This window comes from Pseudomonas chlororaphis subsp. chlororaphis (assembly GCF_003945765.1).
Lineage (GTDB): Bacteria > Pseudomonadota > Gammaproteobacteria > Pseudomonadales > Pseudomonadaceae > Aquipseudomonas > Aquipseudomonas chlororaphis.
In genome coordinates this window covers 1,039,597-1,057,467 of the sequence record NZ_CP027712.1, presented here as the reverse complement: position 1 = coordinate 1,057,467, position 17,871 = coordinate 1,039,597, and the positions used below count along the sequence as shown (strand labels likewise).

23 protein-coding genes are annotated in these 17,871 nt (G+C 61.1%); 11 read left to right on the top strand and 12 right to left on the bottom strand.

Features of this window, described 5'->3' with window-relative positions:
- Positions 1-59: 59 nt before the first annotated feature.
- The 5 genes from C4K27_RS04640 to C4K27_RS04620 are packed head-to-tail and all read right to left on the bottom strand — an operon-like array spanning position 60 to position 3,099.
- Positions 60-365, bottom strand: a complete 306-nt coding sequence (locus C4K27_RS04640; RefSeq protein WP_053259657.1) for an STAS domain-containing protein — start codon at positions 363-365, stop codon at positions 60-62.
- On the bottom strand, positions 362-1,015 hold the full coding sequence (locus C4K27_RS04635; RefSeq protein ID WP_009042198.1) for an MlaC/ttg2D family ABC transporter substrate-binding protein: 654 nt from the start codon (positions 1,013-1,015) through the stop codon (positions 362-364). The genes C4K27_RS04640 and C4K27_RS04635 overlap by 4 nt, the downstream gene beginning before the upstream one ends.
- 10 nt (positions 1,016-1,025) lie before the next feature.
- On the bottom strand, positions 1,026-1,493 hold the full coding sequence (gene mlaD / locus C4K27_RS04630) for an outer membrane lipid asymmetry maintenance protein MlaD (RefSeq protein WP_007929863.1): 468 nt from the start codon (positions 1,491-1,493) through the stop codon (positions 1,026-1,028).
- On the bottom strand, positions 1,493-2,290 hold the full coding sequence (gene mlaE, locus C4K27_RS04625; protein ID WP_007929864.1) for a lipid asymmetry maintenance ABC transporter permease subunit MlaE: 798 nt from the start codon (positions 2,288-2,290) through the stop codon (positions 1,493-1,495). Before mlaE ends, mlaD begins: the two co-directional genes overlap by 1 nt.
- Positions 2,290-3,099 carry an ATP-binding cassette domain-containing protein gene (locus tag C4K27_RS04620; protein WP_009042197.1) on the bottom strand — a complete coding sequence of 270 codons (810 nt, stop codon included), beginning with the start codon at positions 3,097-3,099 and terminating at the stop codon, positions 2,290-2,292. The genes mlaE and C4K27_RS04620 overlap by 1 nt, the downstream gene beginning before the upstream one ends.
- A gap of 275 nt (positions 3,100-3,374) precedes the next feature.
- Here C4K27_RS04620 and C4K27_RS04615 point away from each other — a divergent pair, with 275 nt between their 5' ends.
- The 10 genes from C4K27_RS04615 (at position 3,375) to C4K27_RS04570 (ending at position 10,401) form a co-directional block, all read left to right on the top strand.
- Positions 3,375-4,349 (top strand): KpsF/GutQ family sugar-phosphate isomerase, encoded by a 975-nt coding sequence (locus C4K27_RS04615; protein WP_007929866.1) that lies wholly within the window; start codon positions 3,375-3,377, stop codon positions 4,347-4,349.
- Positions 4,349-4,873, top strand: a complete 525-nt coding sequence (locus tag C4K27_RS04610; protein WP_007929867.1) for a KdsC family phosphatase — start codon at positions 4,349-4,351, stop codon at positions 4,871-4,873. Before C4K27_RS04615 ends, C4K27_RS04610 begins: the two co-directional genes overlap by 1 nt.
- An 8-nt stretch (positions 4,874-4,881) precedes the next feature.
- Entirely contained in the window at positions 4,882-5,454 is a 573-nt protein-coding gene (gene lptC, locus C4K27_RS04605; protein ID WP_053259656.1) for an LPS export ABC transporter periplasmic protein LptC, read from the top strand.
- Positions 5,441-5,989, top strand: coding sequence for a lipopolysaccharide transport periplasmic protein LptA (gene lptA, locus C4K27_RS04600; RefSeq protein WP_009042195.1), 549 nt, complete (start codon positions 5,441-5,443; stop codon positions 5,987-5,989). The genes lptC and lptA overlap by 14 nt, the downstream gene beginning before the upstream one ends.
- Positions 5,989-6,714 carry an LPS export ABC transporter ATP-binding protein gene (gene lptB, locus C4K27_RS04595; RefSeq protein ID WP_007929870.1) on the top strand — a complete coding sequence of 242 codons (726 nt, stop codon included), beginning with the start codon at positions 5,989-5,991 and terminating at the stop codon, positions 6,712-6,714. The genes lptA and lptB overlap by 1 nt, the downstream gene beginning before the upstream one ends.
- Positions 6,715-6,896: 182 nt before the next feature.
- Positions 6,897-8,390, top strand: a complete 1,494-nt coding sequence (locus C4K27_RS04590) for an RNA polymerase factor sigma-54 (RefSeq protein WP_009042194.1) — start codon at positions 6,897-6,899, stop codon at positions 8,388-8,390.
- Positions 8,391-8,469: 79 nt separating this feature from the next.
- Positions 8,470-8,775 carry a ribosome hibernation-promoting factor, HPF/YfiA family gene (gene hpf, locus C4K27_RS04585; protein WP_007929872.1) on the top strand — a complete coding sequence of 102 codons (306 nt, stop codon included), beginning with the start codon at positions 8,470-8,472 and terminating at the stop codon, positions 8,773-8,775.
- 12 nt (positions 8,776-8,787) lie between these two features.
- Positions 8,788-9,252 carry a PTS IIA-like nitrogen regulatory protein PtsN gene (gene ptsN, locus C4K27_RS04580; protein WP_007929873.1) on the top strand — a complete coding sequence of 155 codons (465 nt, stop codon included), beginning with the start codon at positions 8,788-8,790 and terminating at the stop codon, positions 9,250-9,252.
- Between the two features lie 2 nt (positions 9,253-9,254).
- Positions 9,255-10,112: an RNase adapter RapZ gene (gene rapZ / locus C4K27_RS04575; protein ID WP_009042193.1), complete on the top strand. Its 858-nt coding sequence runs from the start codon at positions 9,255-9,257 to the stop codon at positions 10,110-10,112.
- A gap of 16 nt (positions 10,113-10,128) precedes the next feature.
- Positions 10,129-10,401, top strand: a complete 273-nt coding sequence (locus C4K27_RS04570; protein WP_007929877.1) for an HPr family phosphocarrier protein — start codon at positions 10,129-10,131, stop codon at positions 10,399-10,401.
- Positions 10,402-10,432: 31 nt separating this feature from the next.
- Here C4K27_RS04570 and C4K27_RS04565 read toward each other — a convergent pair whose 3' ends face one another.
- The 6 genes from C4K27_RS04565 to pmbA form a co-directional block, all read right to left on the bottom strand.
- Complete coding sequence (locus tag C4K27_RS04565) at positions 10,433-11,326, bottom strand: ZIP family metal transporter (RefSeq protein WP_053259655.1); 894 nt, start codon at positions 11,324-11,326, stop codon at positions 10,433-10,435.
- Between the two features lie 32 nt (positions 11,327-11,358).
- Positions 11,359-11,970: a superoxide dismutase gene (locus C4K27_RS04560; RefSeq protein ID WP_009042191.1), complete on the bottom strand. Its 612-nt coding sequence runs from the start codon at positions 11,968-11,970 to the stop codon at positions 11,359-11,361.
- A gap of 1 nt (position 11,971) precedes the next feature.
- Positions 11,972-12,421, bottom strand: a complete 450-nt coding sequence (locus tag C4K27_RS04555) for a DUF2753 family protein (protein WP_053259654.1) — start codon at positions 12,419-12,421, stop codon at positions 11,972-11,974.
- A gap of 27 nt (positions 12,422-12,448) precedes the next feature.
- On the bottom strand, positions 12,449-13,825 hold the full coding sequence (locus C4K27_RS04550; RefSeq protein ID WP_053259653.1) for a class II fumarate hydratase: 1,377 nt from the start codon (positions 13,823-13,825) through the stop codon (positions 12,449-12,451).
- Positions 13,818-14,213: a hypothetical protein gene (locus C4K27_RS04545; RefSeq protein WP_007929895.1), complete on the bottom strand. Its 396-nt coding sequence runs from the start codon at positions 14,211-14,213 to the stop codon at positions 13,818-13,820. Before C4K27_RS04545 ends, C4K27_RS04550 begins: the two co-directional genes overlap by 8 nt.
- A gap of 174 nt (positions 14,214-14,387) precedes the next feature.
- On the bottom strand, positions 14,388-15,734 hold the full coding sequence (gene pmbA / locus C4K27_RS04540) for a metalloprotease PmbA (RefSeq protein ID WP_053259652.1): 1,347 nt from the start codon (positions 15,732-15,734) through the stop codon (positions 14,388-14,390).
- Positions 15,735-15,842: 108 nt separating this feature from the next.
- Between pmbA and yjgA the strand changes: the two genes are divergently transcribed.
- Complete coding sequence (yjgA, locus tag C4K27_RS04535) at positions 15,843-16,364, top strand: ribosome biogenesis factor YjgA (protein ID WP_007929901.1); 522 nt, start codon at positions 15,843-15,845, stop codon at positions 16,362-16,364.
- Positions 16,365-16,412: 48 nt separating this feature from the next.
- Here yjgA and tldD read toward each other — a convergent pair whose 3' ends face one another.
- Positions 16,413-17,855, bottom strand: coding sequence for a metalloprotease TldD (tldD, locus tag C4K27_RS04530; RefSeq protein WP_053259651.1), 1,443 nt, complete (start codon positions 17,853-17,855; stop codon positions 16,413-16,415).
- Positions 17,856-17,871: the final 16 nt, after the last annotated feature.

Here is a 17,871-nt window from a genome sequence, read left to right as displayed (position 1 = left end):
CCGCGCCTGCGAACCCCGCATAGCAGGACTCTGACGGGGGGCTTGCTTGTCGATGGTTACTAAGGCTGCGCCAGCAGCTCGGTCAAACCGGAAACTTCGGCGATTTCGCGCATGTCTTCAGGTAACGCACGGATGCTGATGGCCTTGCCGGCTGCCGCGGCGTCGCGCATGAAGGCCAGCAGCAACGACAAGCCGACGCTACTGGACTTCTCCACCGCAGAACAGTCGAGCACCAGCGCCGCCGCGGTGCTGGAGGCGATCAGGGCCTGCCCCTGCTTGCGCAGGCCCGGGCCGGAACGATAGTCCAGCACACCGCTGATCAGCAGTTCGCCGGCTTCACCCAGACGGACGGCCGACTCACTCATTTCACGACCTTCTCTGGAGAGTTTTCGGTCGATTCCTTGGCCTTGGCCACTTCGCCAGCCCAGTTGTTGATGGTCTTGTCCAGGTCATTGCCGTTGCGCTGCATGGCATCGGCGAACTGATCGCGGAACAGCTTGCCGATATTGATGCCGTTGATGATCACGTTGCGCAGCTTCCACTCACCGCTGATCTTCTCCAGCGTGTACGACACAGGATAGATCGCACCGTTGCTGCCCTTGACCGTCATGCCGACGCTGGTACGGTCACCCGACTCGTCCCTGGCAGGGTCAACGACGATGCCCTGGTTGTTGTACTCCAGCAAAGCGTTGCCATAGAACTGGAACAGGCCCTTCTTGAAGTTCTCTTCAAAGGTGCGCATCTGTTCCGGCGTGGCTTTACGCGAGTACTTGACCGTCATGATGCTCTTGGAAATGCCTTCGGCATCCACGACCGGCCCCACGATGCTGTTCAGCGCCGCATAAAAGTCCTGCGGGTCCTGCTTGTACTTTTCTTTGTTGGCGGCCAGGTCGGCCAGCAGACGGTTGGTGGTGTCCTGTACCAGATCATGCGCGGAAGGCGCCGCCACGGCGTGAGCCATCAACGGCAACGCCGCCAGTAATACCAACAGGCTACGTCGCAAGGTAGAGATCATGAAAAAATCCTCATTTGGCGTCTTTGCTAACGGTATTGAGCAGGAATTTACCGATCAGGTCCTCAAGCACCAGTGAAGACTGGGTGTCGTGGATGGTCCCGCCATCCTTGAGCAACGTGTCTTCGCCGCCGACGCTGATACCAATGTATTTCTCGCCGAGCAACCCAGCGGTCAGGATAGATGCAGTGGAGTCGGTCGGCAGGTTATCTACGCGTTTTTCCAACTGCAGCGTGACCCGACCGGTGAAACTGTCGCGGTCCAGATCGATAGCCGTGACCTTGCCGATGGTCACACCGGCCATGGTCACTTTAGCTCTGACCGTCAAACCGGCGATATTGTCGAAATATGCGTAAAGTTTATAAGTATCGGTGCTCGAGGTCGGGGACAAGCCACTGACCCGCAAGGCAAGCAACAGCAAAGCCAGGATGCCAGCCAGCAGGAAAAGGCCGACACCGATTTCCAGGGTGCGGTTTTGCATCAGAAATCTCCAAACATCAAGGCGGTCAGAATAAAGTCCAGGCCGAGTACAGCCAACGAGGCGTACACAACGGTCTTGGTAGTGGCACGACTGATCCCCTCTGAAGTGGGCTCGCAGTCATAGCCTTGGAATACGGCGATCCAGGTCACGACAAAGGCGAAAACGATGCTCTTGATGATGCCATTGAGCACGTCATCGCTGAACGTCACGCTGTTTTGCATGTTCGACCAGTAGGAACCTTCATAGACTCCCAGCCAGTCGACGGCCACCCACGAACCGCCCCAGATGCCCACCACGCTGAAAATGATCGCCAGCAACGGCAGGGAAATGAAACCGGCCCACAGCCGTGGCGCAATAATGTATTTGAGCGGGTCGACACCGATCATCTCCAGGCTGGAGAGCTGCTCGGTGGCTTTCATGTTGCCGATTTCCGCGGTCAGCGCCGAACCGGCCCGGCCGGCGAAGAGCAATGCCGTGACCACCGGCCCCAACTCACGCAACAAGGTCAGGGCCACCATCTGCCCCACCGCTTGCTCCGAACCGTAGCTGGACAGGATATTGAAGCCCTGCAGCGCCAGTACCATGCCGATGAATATCCCGGAGACCACAATGATCACCAGGGACATCACGCCCACCGAATGCAACTGCTTGACCAGCAGGCCGAAGCCGCCGCCGATACTGCCGCGGCCGAACAACACATGAAACAGCATCAGGCTCGAACGCCCGAGCACCGCGAGAACGTCGATGCCCGAGTGGCCGAACAGACGAATTCGCTCCAATAAAGATACTTTGCGCATCAGCGCTTCCCCAGAAGATCTGCGCGGTAGTCCGGCGCTGGAAAGTGAAAGGGTACCGGACCGTCGGGGTCGCCTTTCATGAACTGGCGGATCCGCGGGTTATCGGAATCCATCAGCTCGTCGGGCGTGCCCTGCCCCAGCACCTGGCCATCGCCCACCACATAGATGTAGTCGGCGATGCTCGCGGTTTCCGCCAGGTCGTGGGAAACCACGATGCTGGTGATACCCAGCGCGTCGTTGAGCAGACGGATCAGGCGCACCAGCACGCCCATGGCAATGGGGTCCTGGCCTACGAACGGCTCGTCGTACATGAGGATCTGCGGGTCCAGGGCGATGGCCCGGGCCAGGGCCACACGACGTTTCATACCACCGGACAGCTCGTCGGGCATCAAGTCGATGGCACCGCGCAACCCGACCGCCTGCAACTTGAGCAGGACGATATCGCGGATCATTTCATCCGGCAGCTGGGTATGAACGCGCAGCGGAAAGGCGACGTTCTCGAACACATCGAGATCGGTGAACAGCGCGCCGCTCTGGAACAGCACGCCCATCTGCTTGCGGGCGTCGAACAGATCGCCGCGCGACAATTTGGGCAGGTTCTGGCCGTTGACCCAGACTTCACCGCTGCTGGGACGCAATTGCGCGCCCATCAACCGCAGGAGCGTGGTCTTGCCGCAACCGGAAGGCCCCATGATGCCGGTGACCTTGCCCCGCGGAATACGGATATCGACATTATTGAAGATGCTGCGCGCACCGCGCTTGAAGGACAGTCCCTTCAGCTCGACCGCGTAGGCGTTATCGGCACTCATCTAAACTCCTTGCGATGCAGCCTCTCACTCGGACGCTTGGCTCCCTGCCGGGAGTACATGCACCCAGGGCAGGCCGAACTGGCGGCGAACTATATCACTGCTGATACGGAGCCCCCAAGGCCGAAGCCATCCGCGTTCAGGATCACGACAGCCTAAAACAGGCTTTACAGGACAATTCCTACCTATAGAAGGACAAAGGCTGACGAACTTGCGTGAGGGAATCGATCATTACCGCTATAATCGCCGCCTTTTCATCAGGCTATACGATTTCTGACATGAGCCAATCCAGCGACCTGATTCAATCGGCACAACGCACCATCCGCCTCGAGATAGAAGCCGTACAAGGCTTGCTGCCACATATCGACGCAGATTTCGTACGCGCTTGCGAGATGATTCTGGCCAGCAAAGGCCGCGTAGTAGTGGTCGGCATGGGCAAGTCCGGGCACATCGGCAACAAGATCGCCGCCACCCTGGCCAGCACTGGCACCACCGCGTTTTTTGTCCATCCGGCCGAAGCCAGCCATGGTGACATGGGCATGATTACCCGGGACGACGTGATCCTGGCCCTATCCAACTCTGGCTCGACCAATGAAATCGTGACCCTGTTGCCGCTGATCAAGCGCCTGGGTATCCAGTTGATCAGCATCACCGGCAACCCTGATTCGCCACTGGCCAAGGCCGCCGAGGTCAACCTCAACGTCCAGGTCGAGCAAGAGGCCTGCCCGCTGAACCTGGCTCCGACCTCCTCGACCACCGCCGCCCTGGTCATGGGCGACGCCCTGGCCGTGGCGCTGCTGGAAGCCCGCGGCTTTACCGCCGAAGACTTCGCCTTCTCCCATCCGGGCGGCGCGCTGGGCCGGCGCCTGCTGCTGAAAGTCGAGAACGTCATGCATGCCGGCGAGCAACTGCCGCAGGTCCAGCGTGGCACGCTGCTCAAGGACGCCTTGATGGAAATGACCCGCAAGGGCCTGGGCATGACCGTCATTGTCGAGGCCGACGGGCGTCTGGCGGGGGTCTTCACCGATGGCGACCTGCGCCGCACCCTGGACCGCACCATCGACATCCACCACACCACTATCGATGAAGTCATGACCGTTCACGGCAAGACCGCCCGCGCCGAAATGCTCGCGGCCGAAGCCCTGAAGATCATGGAGGACAATCGAATCAACGCACTGGTCGTGGTGGACAAGGACGATCGCCCGATCGGCGCCTTCAACCTGTCCGACCTGCTGCGCGCGGGAGTCATGTAATGAGCACGGATCTGCTGCAACGCGGCAAGAACATCAAGCTGGCGGTATTCGACGTCGACGGCGTACTGACCGACGGTCGCCTGTACTTCCTCGAAGACGGCAGCGAATTCAAGACCTTCAACACCCTCGACGGCCAGGGCATCAAGATGCTGATGGCCACCGGCGTGCAGACGGCGATCATCAGCGGCCGCAAGACGCCGGTGGTCGAGCGTCGGGCGAAAAACCTGGGGATTCCCCACCTGTTTCAGGGTCGCGAAGACAAACTGGTGGTGCTGGACGGGCTTCTTGCCCAACTGGGCCTAAGCTATGAGCAGGTCGCCTACCTGGGCGACGACCTACCCGATCTGCCGGTGATCCGCAGGGTCGGCCTGGGCATGGCTGTCGCCAATGCCGCCAGTTTTGTCCGAGAACACGCCCATGGCGTCACCCAGGCCCGTGGCGGCGAAGGCGCCGCCCGCGAGTTCTGCGAGTTGATCCTGCGCGCCCAAGGCAGCCTTGAAGCGGCCCACGCCGCCTACTTATAGAGCCTCCCATGCTGAGCAAAAAGATTCGCAACATACTGATCTTCGGCATCATCACCGTGCTGTTCCTGGCGGTGGGGTACTGGAACATCAGCCCGGAACGCTTCCTCGACAAGCCGGTCGCGCAGGTCGACGAAAGCGCCATTGACTACTACGCCATCAACGCCCGTAGCGTGCAGTACCTCCCCGACGGCAAACTGCAGTACGAAATGACTTCCGACAAGGTCGAGCACCTCAAGGCCACCGAGGTGACCCTGCTGACCAAGCCGGACCTGCAGATGTATCGCGGCACCACCTTCCCATGGCATGTCCAGAGCGAGCGCGGCGAAGTCAACCCGGACGGCACCGAGGTCGAGTTGATCGATTCGGTACGGGTTTCGCGCACCGACGAGAAAAATCGCAACCTGCTGATCACCACGACCCGCATGACAGTATTCCCGCAGAAGCAATATGCGCAGACCGATCAAGACGTTAGAATCGACGGCGCCGGCGGCGTGACGACTGGCAAGGGAATGAAAGCGTATTTGAAAGACGGCAGGATGAACCTGCTATCGAACGTAAGAGGACAGTATGAGGCTCGTTAAAACCCTCCCTATTTTGCTCGGTCTGGGCGCAGCACTGGGAAGCGTGAGCGCCTGGGCTCTGCCGAACGATAGCCAGCAACCGATCCGCATCCAGGCCGACGACGCTCAACTGGACGACAAGAATGGCGTAGCCACCTACAGAGGCGACGTGATCATCACCCAGGGCTCGATGAAGGTCACCGGCAATACCGTGACCATCACCCGCACCCAGACCGGTGATATCGACGTGGTGACCTCGGTGGGCAACCTGGCCTACTTCGAGCAGATTCAAACCCAGGGCGACACCAAGCCGGTCCAGGGCTACGGTGTGACCATCCAGTACCACGCCGCGCAGAACCGCGTCGTACTGATCGACCGCGCCAAAGTCGTCGACAAGGACGGCAACATCACCCAGGGTGAGAAAATCGTCTACGACACCAACAAGAAGCTGGCCAGCGCCGGTCGCGCCACCGGCAGCAAGGTCACCGAGTCGCGCCCACGGATCGACATGGTCATCCAGCCGAAAAAGAAAACTGACGAGCAAAAGGCCCAGTAATGGCAACTCTGAAAGCTCAGCACCTGGCCAAGAGCTACAAGAGCCGCCAGGTCGTGCGTGACGTCAGCCTGTCCATCGACAGCGGCCAGATCGTCGGCCTGCTCGGCCCCAACGGCGCCGGCAAGACCACCTGCTTCTACATGATCGTCGGCCTGGTCCAGGCCGATCAGGGTCGCATCCTGATCGACGACCTAGATGTCAGCCACCAGCCAATGCACGGCCGCGCCCGCGCCGGGATCGGCTACCTGCCGCAGGAAGCCTCGATCTTCCGCAAGCTTTCGGTGGCCGACAACATCATGGCCATCCTCGAGACCCGCAAGGAGCTCGACAAGGCCGGCCGTCGCCAGGAGCTGGAAAGCCTGCTGCAGGAGTTCCACATCAACCACATTCGCGACAACCTGGGCATGAGCCTTTCCGGCGGTGAACGTCGCCGCGTGGAAATCGCTCGCGCCCTGGCCACCGCCCCCAAGTTCATCCTGCTCGACGAACCTTTCGCCGGCGTGGACCCGATCTCGGTAGGCGACATCAAGCAGATCATTCATCACCTGAAGGCCAAGGGTATCGGCGTGCTCATCACCGACCACAACGTCCGTGAAACCCTGGATATCTGCGAAACCGCCTACATCGTCAACGACGGTCAACTGATCGCCGAAGGCGACGCCGAAACCATCCTCGCCAACGAGCTGGTCAAGGAAGTTTACCTGGGCCATGAGTTCCGCCTGTAAGCCCTGAGGTGTTTGGCTGGTCGCCAGAGCGCCCGCCCCAATAAAACCCTGCTGTTTTTATTGTTACAGCGCTCTAGGCAAACACTTCAGTTTCAGGCATATAATTTGCTTATGTTTGGCGCTCACGCGCCCTGTAGTGGATGGCGCATGTGCGCCGGCGAATAAGGTGTTAAGCCCCTGCCATGAAACCATCGCTAGTCCTCAGAATGGGCCAGCAGCTGACGATGACACCGCAGCTGCAACAGGCCATCCGCCTGCTCCAATTGTCGACCCTGGACCTGCAACAGGAAATCCAGGAGGCCCTGGAGTCCAACCCGATGCTCGAGCGCCAGGAAGAAGGCGACGACTTCGATAACACCGATCCGCTGGCCGACAACGCCGAGCAGAAACCCAATACCGATATCCAGGAACCCTCCTACCAGGAAACCGCCCCGACGGTGGACAACCTCGAGGACGGCGAATGGAACGAACGCATTCCCAACGACCTGCCGGTCGACACCGCCTGGGAAGACGTCTACCAGACCAGCGCCAGCAGCCTGCCCAGCAACGATGACGACGAGTGGGATTTCACCACCCGCACCTCGGCCGGCGAAAGCCTGCAGAGCCATCTGCTCTGGCAGTTGAACCTGGCGCCCATGTCCGACACCGATCGCCTGATCGCCGTGACCCTGATCGACTGCATCAACAATCAGGGCTATCTGGACGAAACCCTCGAGGAAATTCTCGAAGCCTTCGATCCGGAACTGGACATCGAACTCGACGAAATCGAGGCTGTCCTGCATCGTATCCAGCAATTCGAGCCCGCCGGCATCGGTGCCCGCAACCTGGGTGAATGCCTGCTGCTGCAACTGCGCCAGCTGCCTGCCAAGACCCCTTGGCTGACTGAAGCCAAGCGCCTGGTCAGCGACTTCATCGACCTGCTCGGCAGCCGCGACTACAGCCAGCTGATGCGGCGCATGAAGCTCAAGGAAGACGAACTGCGCCAAGTCATCGAACTGGTACAGAGCCTCAACCCACGGCCGGGCTCGCAAATCGAGTCCACCGAAGCCGAATACGTGGTCCCCGACGTCATAGTGCGCAAGGACAACGAACGCTGGCTGGTGGAGCTGAACCAGGAGTCCGTGCCGCGCCTGCGCGTCAACCCACAGTACGCCGGCTTCGTGCGGCGCGCCGACACCAGCGCCGACAACACCTTCATGCGCAACCAGCTGCAGGAAGCCCGCTGGTTTATCAAGAGCCTGCAGAGCCGTAACGAAACCCTGATGAAAGTCGCCACCCAGATCGTCGAGCATCAGCGCGGCTTCCTCGAGTACGGCGATGAGGCGATGAAACCGTTGGTCCTGCATGACATCGCCGAAGCAGTCGGCATGCACGAGTCGACGATTTCACGGGTGACCACGCAAAAATTCATGCATACCCCACGGGGCATTTATGAACTGAAATACTTTTTCTCCAGCCACGTAAGTACCTCCGAAGGCGGTGAATGCTCGTCCACGGCGATCCGCGCGATCATCAAAAAACTGGTCGCCGCGGAAAATCAGAAAAAGCCGTTGAGTGACAGCAAGATCGCTGGTTTACTGGAGGCACAAGGCATTCAGGTAGCCCGTCGTACCGTCGCCAAGTACCGTGAATCCCTGGGGATCGCGCCTTCCAGCGAACGGAAGCGGTTGATGTAGCCGCCGGGCTCGCCACAGCGTTCCAGTGGCAGGTCAATCGACCTGCCGCTTTATGCACTGGCAACGAAGGAGAAGCTGTATGCAAGTCAACATCAGTGGACACCAACTGGAAGTGACCGAACCTCTGCGCGCTTACATCGGCGAAAAACTCGACCGACTTGAGCGGCACTTTGACAAGATTACCAATGTGCAGGTAACGCTGGCCGTCGAAAAACTGAAGCAGAAAATCGAGGCCACGCTGCACATCCATGGTGGGGAAGTCGTCGCCAATGCAGAACATGACGACATGTATGCCGCAATCGACTTGCTCACGGACAAGCTTGACCGCCAACTGAAAAAGCATAAGGAAAAGCAACTCCACCTTCTCCAAGGCACGGGTCGCTAACACTCCCCTCCCATGATCCGACTTGAAAGCATCCTGACCCCCGGCCGTTCCCTGGTGAACGTGCCGGGCGGCAGTAAAAAACGCGCCCTCGAACAAATTGCCAACCTGATCAGCCGCGAAGTGCCCGATCTGGAGATGCAAGATGTCTTCGAAAGCCTGATTGCCCGTGAAAAGCTGGGCTCTACCGGTTTTGGCAACGGCATTGCCATCCCACACTGCCGCCTCAAAGGCTGTGAGTCGCCCATCAGTGCCCTGATGCACCTGGACGCTCCCATCGATTTCGACGCCATCGACGGCGCACCGGTCGACCTGCTGTTCGTACTGCTGGTCCCGGAAGCCGCCACCGATGCGCACCTGGAACTGCTCCGGCAGATTGCCAGCATGCTGGACCGCAAAGAAGTGCGCGACAAGCTGCGCAGCGCCACCAGCAACGAAGCCTTGTACAAGGTTGTCCTGGACGAACAGAACGGTCAGTAATCATGCGCTTGATCATCGTCAGCGGCCGGTCCGGCTCAGGTAAAAGCACCGCCCTCGATGTACTCGAGGACAATGGTTATTACTGCATCGACAACCTGCCGGCCGGGCTGTTGCCCGAACTGGCCGAGCGGGCGCTGATCCATACCGAACTGACACAGCCACTGGTCGCCGTGTCGATCGACGCCCGCAACCTGCCAAGCCACCTGTCGCGCTTTCCCGAACTGCTCGAGGAAGTCCGCAGCCGGCATATCCAGTGCGATGTGGTGTACCTGGACGCTGACGAAGAAACCCTGCTCAAGCGCTTTTCCGAAACCCGCCGCCGCCACCCCTTGAGCAGCAACAATCGCTCGCTGGCCGAGGCGATCCAGGACGAAAGCCACCTGCTGGGACCGATCGCCGACCTGGCCGATCTCAAGGTCAACACCACCAACCTGAACCTGTATCAACTGCGCGATACCATCAAGTTGCGCCTGTTGAACCAACCGGAGCCGGGCACCGCCTTTCTGGTGGAGTCTTTCGGATTCAAGCGTGGCATGCCGGTCGATGCCGACCTGGTGTTCGATGTGCGCTGCCTGCCCAACCCGTACTGGAAACCCGAGTTGCGCGCCCAGTCCGGGCTCGACCAGCCGGTTGCCGAATACCTGGCCGCCCAGCCGGACGTCGAGGAAATGTTCCAGGACATCTCCAGCTACCTGCTGAAATGGTTGCCCCGTTTCGCCGCCAGCAACCGCGCCTACGTCACTATTGCCATTGGCTGCACGGGCGGCCACCATCGCTCGGTCTACCTGACCGAACGCTTGGGCCAAGTCCTGCAAAAGTCCCTGAAGAACGTCCAGGTTCGCCACCGCGACCTTAGCTGAAAGGATCTACCCCGCGATGCCTGCTCTGGAAATTGAAATCATCAACAAACTGGGCCTGCATGCCCGTGCCTCAGCAAAGTTCGTCGGCGTGGCCGGTCAGTTTCCTTGCCAGATCCGCGCAGGGAGAACGCCGGAATCGATGGTCGACGGCAAAAGCATCATGGCAATGATGATGCTGGCCGCCGGCAAGGGCACCAGGATTCATCTGAAGACCGAAGGCGAACAGGAGCAGGAGGCGCTGGAAGCGCTGGTGGCACTGATCAACAACTTCTTCGACGAAGGCGAGTAAGGTCGGCAAGGCAAGCCTGCCGCAAAGGCACTCAAGCGAGCGCCGTATCCATGACCATCATCAGGCAAAAGCCGACACACAAGCCCAGGCTGGCCAGCTTCTCATGACCGTTGCGTCGTGATTCGGGAATCACTTCGTGGGTCACCACCAGCAGCATCGCCCCCGCCGCCAACGCCAACCCGAGCGGCAATAGCATCTCGGCCAGGCTCACCAGCCACGCACAAAGCAACGCGAACACCGGCTCCACCAGGCCTGAAGCGGCGCCGATCAGGAATGCCTTGCCCCTGGACATGCCGGCGCCAGCCAGCACCAAAGCAATCACCAGCCCTTCCGGCACATCCTGCAAGGCGATGCCCATGGCCAGGCTGTCCGCCTCCGGCATGCCTCCACCCGCGGAAACACCTACGGCCATTCCTTCGGGAATGTTGTGGGCGATGATGGCAAACACAAACAGCCAGATTCGCGGCGGGATGACCGGATGCTCAAGGGTGCCCACCAGTTTCTCCGGGTTGCCCCCCGAGACTTTGCGGTCCACCAGAAACAACCCCAAGGCACCGAGCATGATGCCGAAGCTGATCAGACCACTCGACGCCCAGGGCGACAGTCCGAGCTTTTCCGCCGCGGCGATCCCGGGCACGATCAACGAAAAGGCCGTAGCCGCCAGCATCACCCCGGCGCCGAATCCCAACAGGGTGTCACTCAGCGCCAGCGGCATCTTGCGAATGACCAACACTGGCACTGCCCCCAGCGCGGTTCCCAGGGCACAGACTGCCCCACCCTGCAATGCACGCAACAAGCGCGGCTCCAGATCCAGCCAGGACAAGCCCTGGGCAACCAGCAATGCAGTACCCGCCAACAGCAACAGCGAACCGAATGCGTAACGAAACATCCGCCCGCTGCTGATCGTCAGTGTTTCAGTGCCCATAGTCAGCCTTAGGTCTTTTTATAGGAGGGGGCTCAAACCAGTGCGGCCTGATAGCGCTGGGCTACTTCAGGCCAATTGATCACGTTGTAGAACGCATTGATGTATTCCGGCCGCCGGTTCTGGTAACGCAGGTAATAGGCGTGCTCCCACACGTCCAGACCGAGAATCGGGGTATTGCCGTTCATCAATGGGCTGTCCTGGTTGCCGCTGCTCTCGACGACCAGGGTCTTTTGCGGGGTCACGCTGAGCCAGGCCCAACCGCTGCCGAAACGCGTGAGCGCGGCCTTGGTGAAGGCCTCCTTGAAACTCTCGAAACCGCCCAGCTGCTCGTCGATCGCCTGGCCCAGCGCACCGTTCGGCTTGCCTCCGCCGCTCGGCGCCATCACCGCCCAGAACAACGAATGGTTGGCGTGACCACCGCCCTGGTTGATCACCGCTGCACGCAGCTTCTCCGGCAATTGCTGGACCCCGGCCACCAGTTTTTCCACCGACCAGTCGGCCCATTCGGTGCCTTCCACGGCCGCGTTGAGGTTGTTGATGTAGGTCTGGTGATGCTTGGTGTAGTGAATTTCCATGGTCTGCGCATCGATGTGCGGTTCCAGGGCGTCGTAGGCGTAGGGCAATGCAGGCAAGGTAAAGGACATCTCAATGTGCTCCGTAATGAGGGGCATTCGGGGTCGCGGTGCCGGCAGTCGATTGCGCGACATTGCTCTCCAGCAGGCGATGCGTACGGGGGTATTCACCGTGCTCACTGATGAAGTTGAGCAACTCGACATAGGTCTTGCTGCTCTGGCGCAGCGCGGCTTCCCGCAGCGCCGGCGCCAGGCGGCTGTCCTGCACGGTCTGCAACAACCGCTGATGGATGGCGCAGAGGTACTCCGCGCTCTCCTCCGGCTGGTTCAGGCGCAGGTGCAGGTCCGCCAGGTTGTGATGGGAGATGACACAGGCCGCCACCGCTTCGTCGGCATCGCTCCAGCGCTCGAACAACACCTGCGCCAGGGCCAGGGCCTGCAAGTAATACTCGCGGGCATCCACCAGGTCGCCCTGCATGAAGAAACGGTTTGCCCTTTCGATCGTGCGTTTCCAGTGCTCCATGGTGAACCTCCAAAGCAATGTCGGGATTTACACGCCGCCCGCGGTGAGTTTTTCCGGGTCGAGCAGGATCTCCAGCTGGCTGCGTGACAGATCAGTGTGTTCAAGGGCGACATCGATCACCGGGCGCCCCTGCTTGTAGGCGGTCTTGGCGATTTCAGCGGCCTTCTGGTAGCCGATGATCGGGTTGAGCGCCGTGACCAGGATCGGGTTGCGCGACAGCGCCTCCTTGAGCTTGAGCTCGTTGACCTTGAAGCTGGCAATCGCCTTGTCCGCCAGCAGGCGGCTGGAATTGGCCAGCAACTCGATGCTGCTCAACAGGTTCTGGGCGATGATCGGCAGCATGACGTTCAGCTCGAAGTTGCCCGACTGCCCCGCCACCGTGATCGTGGTGTCGTTGCCGATCACCTGGGCCGCCACCATCGCCGTGGCCTCCGGAATCACCGGGTTGACCTTGCCGGGCATGATCGAAGACCCCGGTTGCAGCCCTTCCAGCTCGATTTCGCCGAGGCCGGCCAACGGCCCGGAGTTCATCCAGCGCAGGTCGTTGGCGATCTTCATCAAGGTGACCGCGATAGCCTTGAGCTGGCCCGAGACCGCCACCGCGGTGTCCTGGGAGCCGATCAGGGCGAACAGGTTCTTGCCCGGGGTGAACTGCACCTGGGTCAGGCTGCTCAATTGCCGGCTGAAGCCCGCGGCGAATTGCGGGTGAGCGTTGATCCCGGTGCCCACGGCCGTGCCGCCCTGCGCCAGGGATTGCAGGCTCGGCAGCAGATCCTGCAGGTGACCGATATTGGCCTTGAGCTGCTGCGCCCAGCCTTCCAGCACCTGGCTCATACGCACTGGCATCGCGTCCATCAAGTGAGTGCGGCCGGTCTTGATGAAGGGATGGACCTCGACCGCCTTGCGCTCGATGACTTGCACCAGATGCACCAGCGCCGGCAGCAGTTGTTCGTGCAAGCCCAGCGCGGCGCTGACGTGGATGGTGGTCGGGATGATGTCGTTGCTGCTCTGCCCGCAGTTCACATGGTCGTTGGGGTTGACCGGTTCGCCGAGCAAACGGCTGGCCAGGGTGGCAATGACTTCGTTGGCGTTCATGTTGGAACTGGTGCCGGACCCGGTCTGGAAGATATCCACCGGGAAATGCTGCATGAAGTCGCCTTCCAGCAAGCCCTGGGCAGCATCGACTATGGCCTTGCCCTGGGATTCGCTCAGTTGCTTGAGTTCGACGTTGGCCTTGGCCGCGGCCGCCTTGGCCAGGATCAGCGCACGGATGAACTGCGCCGGCATGCGCTGGTGGCTGATGGGAAAGTTATCCACCGCGCGCTGGGTTTGCGCGCCATACAGCGCCTGCTCCGGAACATGCAGTTCGCCCATGCTGTCGCGTTCGATACGGGTATTACTCATCGGGAAATCCTTGCACCAGTTCGATAAGAGGAATGGATGGCAGCAACGAGCAGGTCGCCAGTTGCCAGGCATGGCTTTGCCAGCGCTTGAGCCGGCATTTGCAGAAAGACAGGCGTTCCAGGTCACGCAACGGGCGCCACGCCTGGTCCAGGCACTGGCTGCGCCAATGCCAGGGCAGCGCGGTATCGGTGGCGGTATCGAGCAGCAGGCGGAATGAGGTTTCAGCGATCAGCCAGGGCGAGGTGGCGGTGCAACACGCCAGATAGCGCCCTTCGGCCAGGTAATGCTCGATCAGCCGCGGCTCGTCCGGATCGAGGGCACAACGGATCTGGCGACTCATCCAACGCCAGCTTTCGAGATAAGGCTGCTCGTGCAAGGCAGAACTCATGACCTGGGCTCATTCGATAATGAGATTTATTATTATATGATATTGAGAATCAAAACAAGCTCAAGACCAAGCGTCCCTGCACAGGTGGCTAGGGTTGGTCAGTGTTCAAAAGCCGGGCAATAAAAAAGCGCGCGCCCCGGACGGGACGCGCGCTTTCGCTGACGCCGTTACGACTTAGCTGCCAGCGACCGTCATGCGTTCGATCAATACCGAACCGGTGCGGATGTTGCTGCGCAGCTCCAGATCGTTACCGACAGCGATGATCTGCTTGAACATGTTGCGCATGTTGCCGGCAATGGTCACCTCCTGGACAGCGAACTGGATTTCGCCATTTTCCACCCAGAAACCGGCCGCGCCCCGGGAGTAATCGCCGGTGACCATGTTCAGCCCGTGGCCCATCAGTTCGGTGACCAGCAGGCCCCGGCCCATGCGGCGCAGCAAGGCCGCCTGGTCTTCCTCGCCATGGGTCACGAACAGGTTGTGCACGCCACCGGCGTTGGCGGTGCTGGGCAGGCCGAGCTTGCGCCCGGAATAAGTCCCCAGCACGTAGGACACCAGTTCGCCGTTCTCGACGAAAGGCTTGGCGTAAGTGGCCAGGCCATCGCCGTCGAACGCCGAACTGCCCAGGGCGCGCATCAAGTGCGGACGCTCATCGATGGTCAGCCACTCGGGGAACAGTCGCTGCCCCAGCGCGCCCTCGAGGAAGGACGATTTGCGGTACAGGTTGCCGCCGGAAATCGCCCCCAGGAAGCTGCCGAACAGGCCGCCGGCCAGTTCCGCGGAAAACAGCACCGGCACTTCGCAGGTCGGCACCGGGCGGGCGCCCAGGCGGCTCGCAGCACGTTGCGCGGCGCGCTGGCCGATGGTCACCGGGTCCGTCAACAGATGGCCCTGGCGATTGACGTCATACCAGTAGTCACGCTGCATCTGGCCGTCGGCCTCGGCGATCATCACGCAACTCAAGCTGTGCCGAGTCGACGCATAACCGCCGATAAAACCGTGGCTGTTGCCGTATACGCGGCAGCCCTGGTGGGTGCTCAGGGTAGTGCCGTCAGCGTTCTTGATCCGGCTGTCGGCGGCAAAAGCCGCAGCCTCACAGGCCAGCGCCTGCTCGATGGCTTGCTCCGGGGTAATGTCCCAGGCGTGGAACAGGTCGAAGTCCGGCACGTCCCGGGCCATCAGGGCGGCATCGGCCAACCCCGAGCTTTCGTCTTCCGAGGTGTGTTTGGCGATGGCCAGGGCCGCGGCGACGGTTTCGCGAATCGCCTCGGGACCACTGGCCGAGGTGCTGGCCGAGCCCTTGCGCTGGCCGACATAGAGCGTGATGCCAAAGCCCTGGTCGCGATTGAACTCGACGGTTTCCACTTCCCGCTGGCGAACCGAAGTCGACAGGCCCTGCTCCAGAGAAACCGCCACTTCGCAGGCACTGGCACCCTGGCGCTTGGCCTCGGCGATGATCTGCTCGACTTGTTCCTGCAGTGCCGGCAAAGCCTGCGGGCCGACGCTTTGTGCTGCACTCATGGTTTTCTCCACTCAAATTCTGCTTTCGGTTAAGGCCTTCGAGCGACCGGGCCGGACAAGCGGCCCCCGACTGGTTATCATGGCGGCGTTTCTTTGCGGACTGCCACCATGGTTGATTCTTACGACGACTCCCTCGATGGGGAGAAAAGCAAATCCCAGGTCAAACGCGAGCTGCATGCTCTGGTTGACCTCGGCGAGCGCCTTACAACACTCAAGCCCGACTTGCTGAACAAACTGCCGTTGACCGACGCTCTGCGCCGGGCCCTGGCGGATGCACCCAAGCATGTCGCCCATATCGCGCGCAAACGCCACCTGCAATTCATCGGCAAGCTGATGCGCGATCAGGACACCAGCGCGATCCTGGTGCTGCTGGACCAACTCGACGCCTCGACTCGCCAGTACAACGAACGTTTCCATGGCCTGGAGCGCTGGCGCGATCGCTTGATCGCGGGCGATGACGCGGTCCTGGAAAAGTTCGTCACCGACTATCCGCAAGCGGATCGTCAGCAGCTGCGCTCCCTGATCCGTCAGGCCCAGCATGAGGTGGCCCATAACAAGCCGCCTGCCTCCAGCCGTAAAATCTTCAAATACATCCGCGAGCTGGACGAGACTCAACGCGGCCTGCGCTGAGCCTCGACTCGGGTGGGTTGCCCGGCAACTCACCCGCCGCTTCACTTCTTAAGCGCCCGTGCCACCCACGGTGATCGCATCGATCTTCAAGGTCGGCTGGCCGACACCCACCGGCACCGACTGCCCATCCTTGCCACAGGTCCCCACACCACTGTCCAGCGCCAGGTCGTTACCGACCATCGACACCCGGCTCATGGCTTCCGGCCCGTTGCCGATCAGGGTCGCGCCCTTGACTGGCGCGGTGATCTTGCCGTCTTCGATCAGATACGCCTCACTGGTGGAGAACACGAACTTGCCACTGGTGATGTCCACCTGACCGCCACCCAGGTTGGCGCAATAGATGCCCTTTTTCACCGAAGCAATGATTTCCGCCGGATCACTTTCGCCACCCAGCATGTAGGTGTTGGTCATGCGCGGCATCGGCAGGTGCGCATAGGATTCGCGACGACCGTTGCCGGTGCGGGCCACGCCCATCAGGCGGGCATTGAGCTTGTCCTGCATGTAGCCCTTGAGCACACCGTTCTCGATCAGGGTGGTGCATTCGGTCGGGGTGCCTTCGTCGTCGATGCTCAGCGAGCCGCGCCGCCCGGCCAGGGTGCCGTCGTCGACGATGGTGCAGAGTTTCGAGGCCACCATCTCGCCCATGCGGCCGCTGTAGGCCGAGCTGCCCTTGCGGTTGAAATCGCCTTCCAGGCCATGCCCCACTGCTTCGTGCAACAGCACGCCGGACCAGCCGGAACCCAGTACCACCGGCAAGGTGCCGGCTGGCGCGGGGATGGCTTCCAGGTTGACCAGGGCCTGGCGCAATGCCTCACGGGCGTATCCCATGGCACGGTCTTCACTGAGGAAATAACGGTAGTCGGTACGCCCGCCGCCGCCATGGCCGCCACGTTCGCGGCGACCGTTCTGCTCGACGATCACGCTGACGTTGAAGCGCACCAAAGGCCGCACATCCGCCGCCAGGCCGCCATCGGTGGAGGCCACCAGGATGCGCTCCCAGACCCCGGCCATGCTGACGCTGACCTGCTGGATACGTGGATCGAGAGCACGGGTCGCGGCGTCGACACGCTTGAGCAGCTCGACCTTTTCCGCGCGGCTGATGACTTCCAGGGGGTTGTCCGGCGCATACAGCTGGGCCACGTCCTGGGTGGTAAAGGCCTGCACGGTACCGTTCTGCCCGGCGCAGGAAATCGAGCGTGCGGCCCGGGCAGCCAGGCCGAGCGCTTCGAGGGTGATGGCATTGCTGTAGGCAAAACCGGTTTTCTCACCCGATTGCGCCCGCACGCCAACGCCCTGGTCCAGATTGAAGCTGCCTTCCTTGACGATGCCGTCTTCCAGCGACCAGGACTCGGAAATCTGCCCCTGGAAATACAGGTCGGCGGCATCGATACCCGGGCCGGCCAGATCGCCGAGCACGCCCTGCAGGCTTTCCAGGGTCACGCCACCGGGCGCCAGAAGGTGTTCACTGACTGAAGATAACAACCCGCTCATATGCTTTACGCCTTAA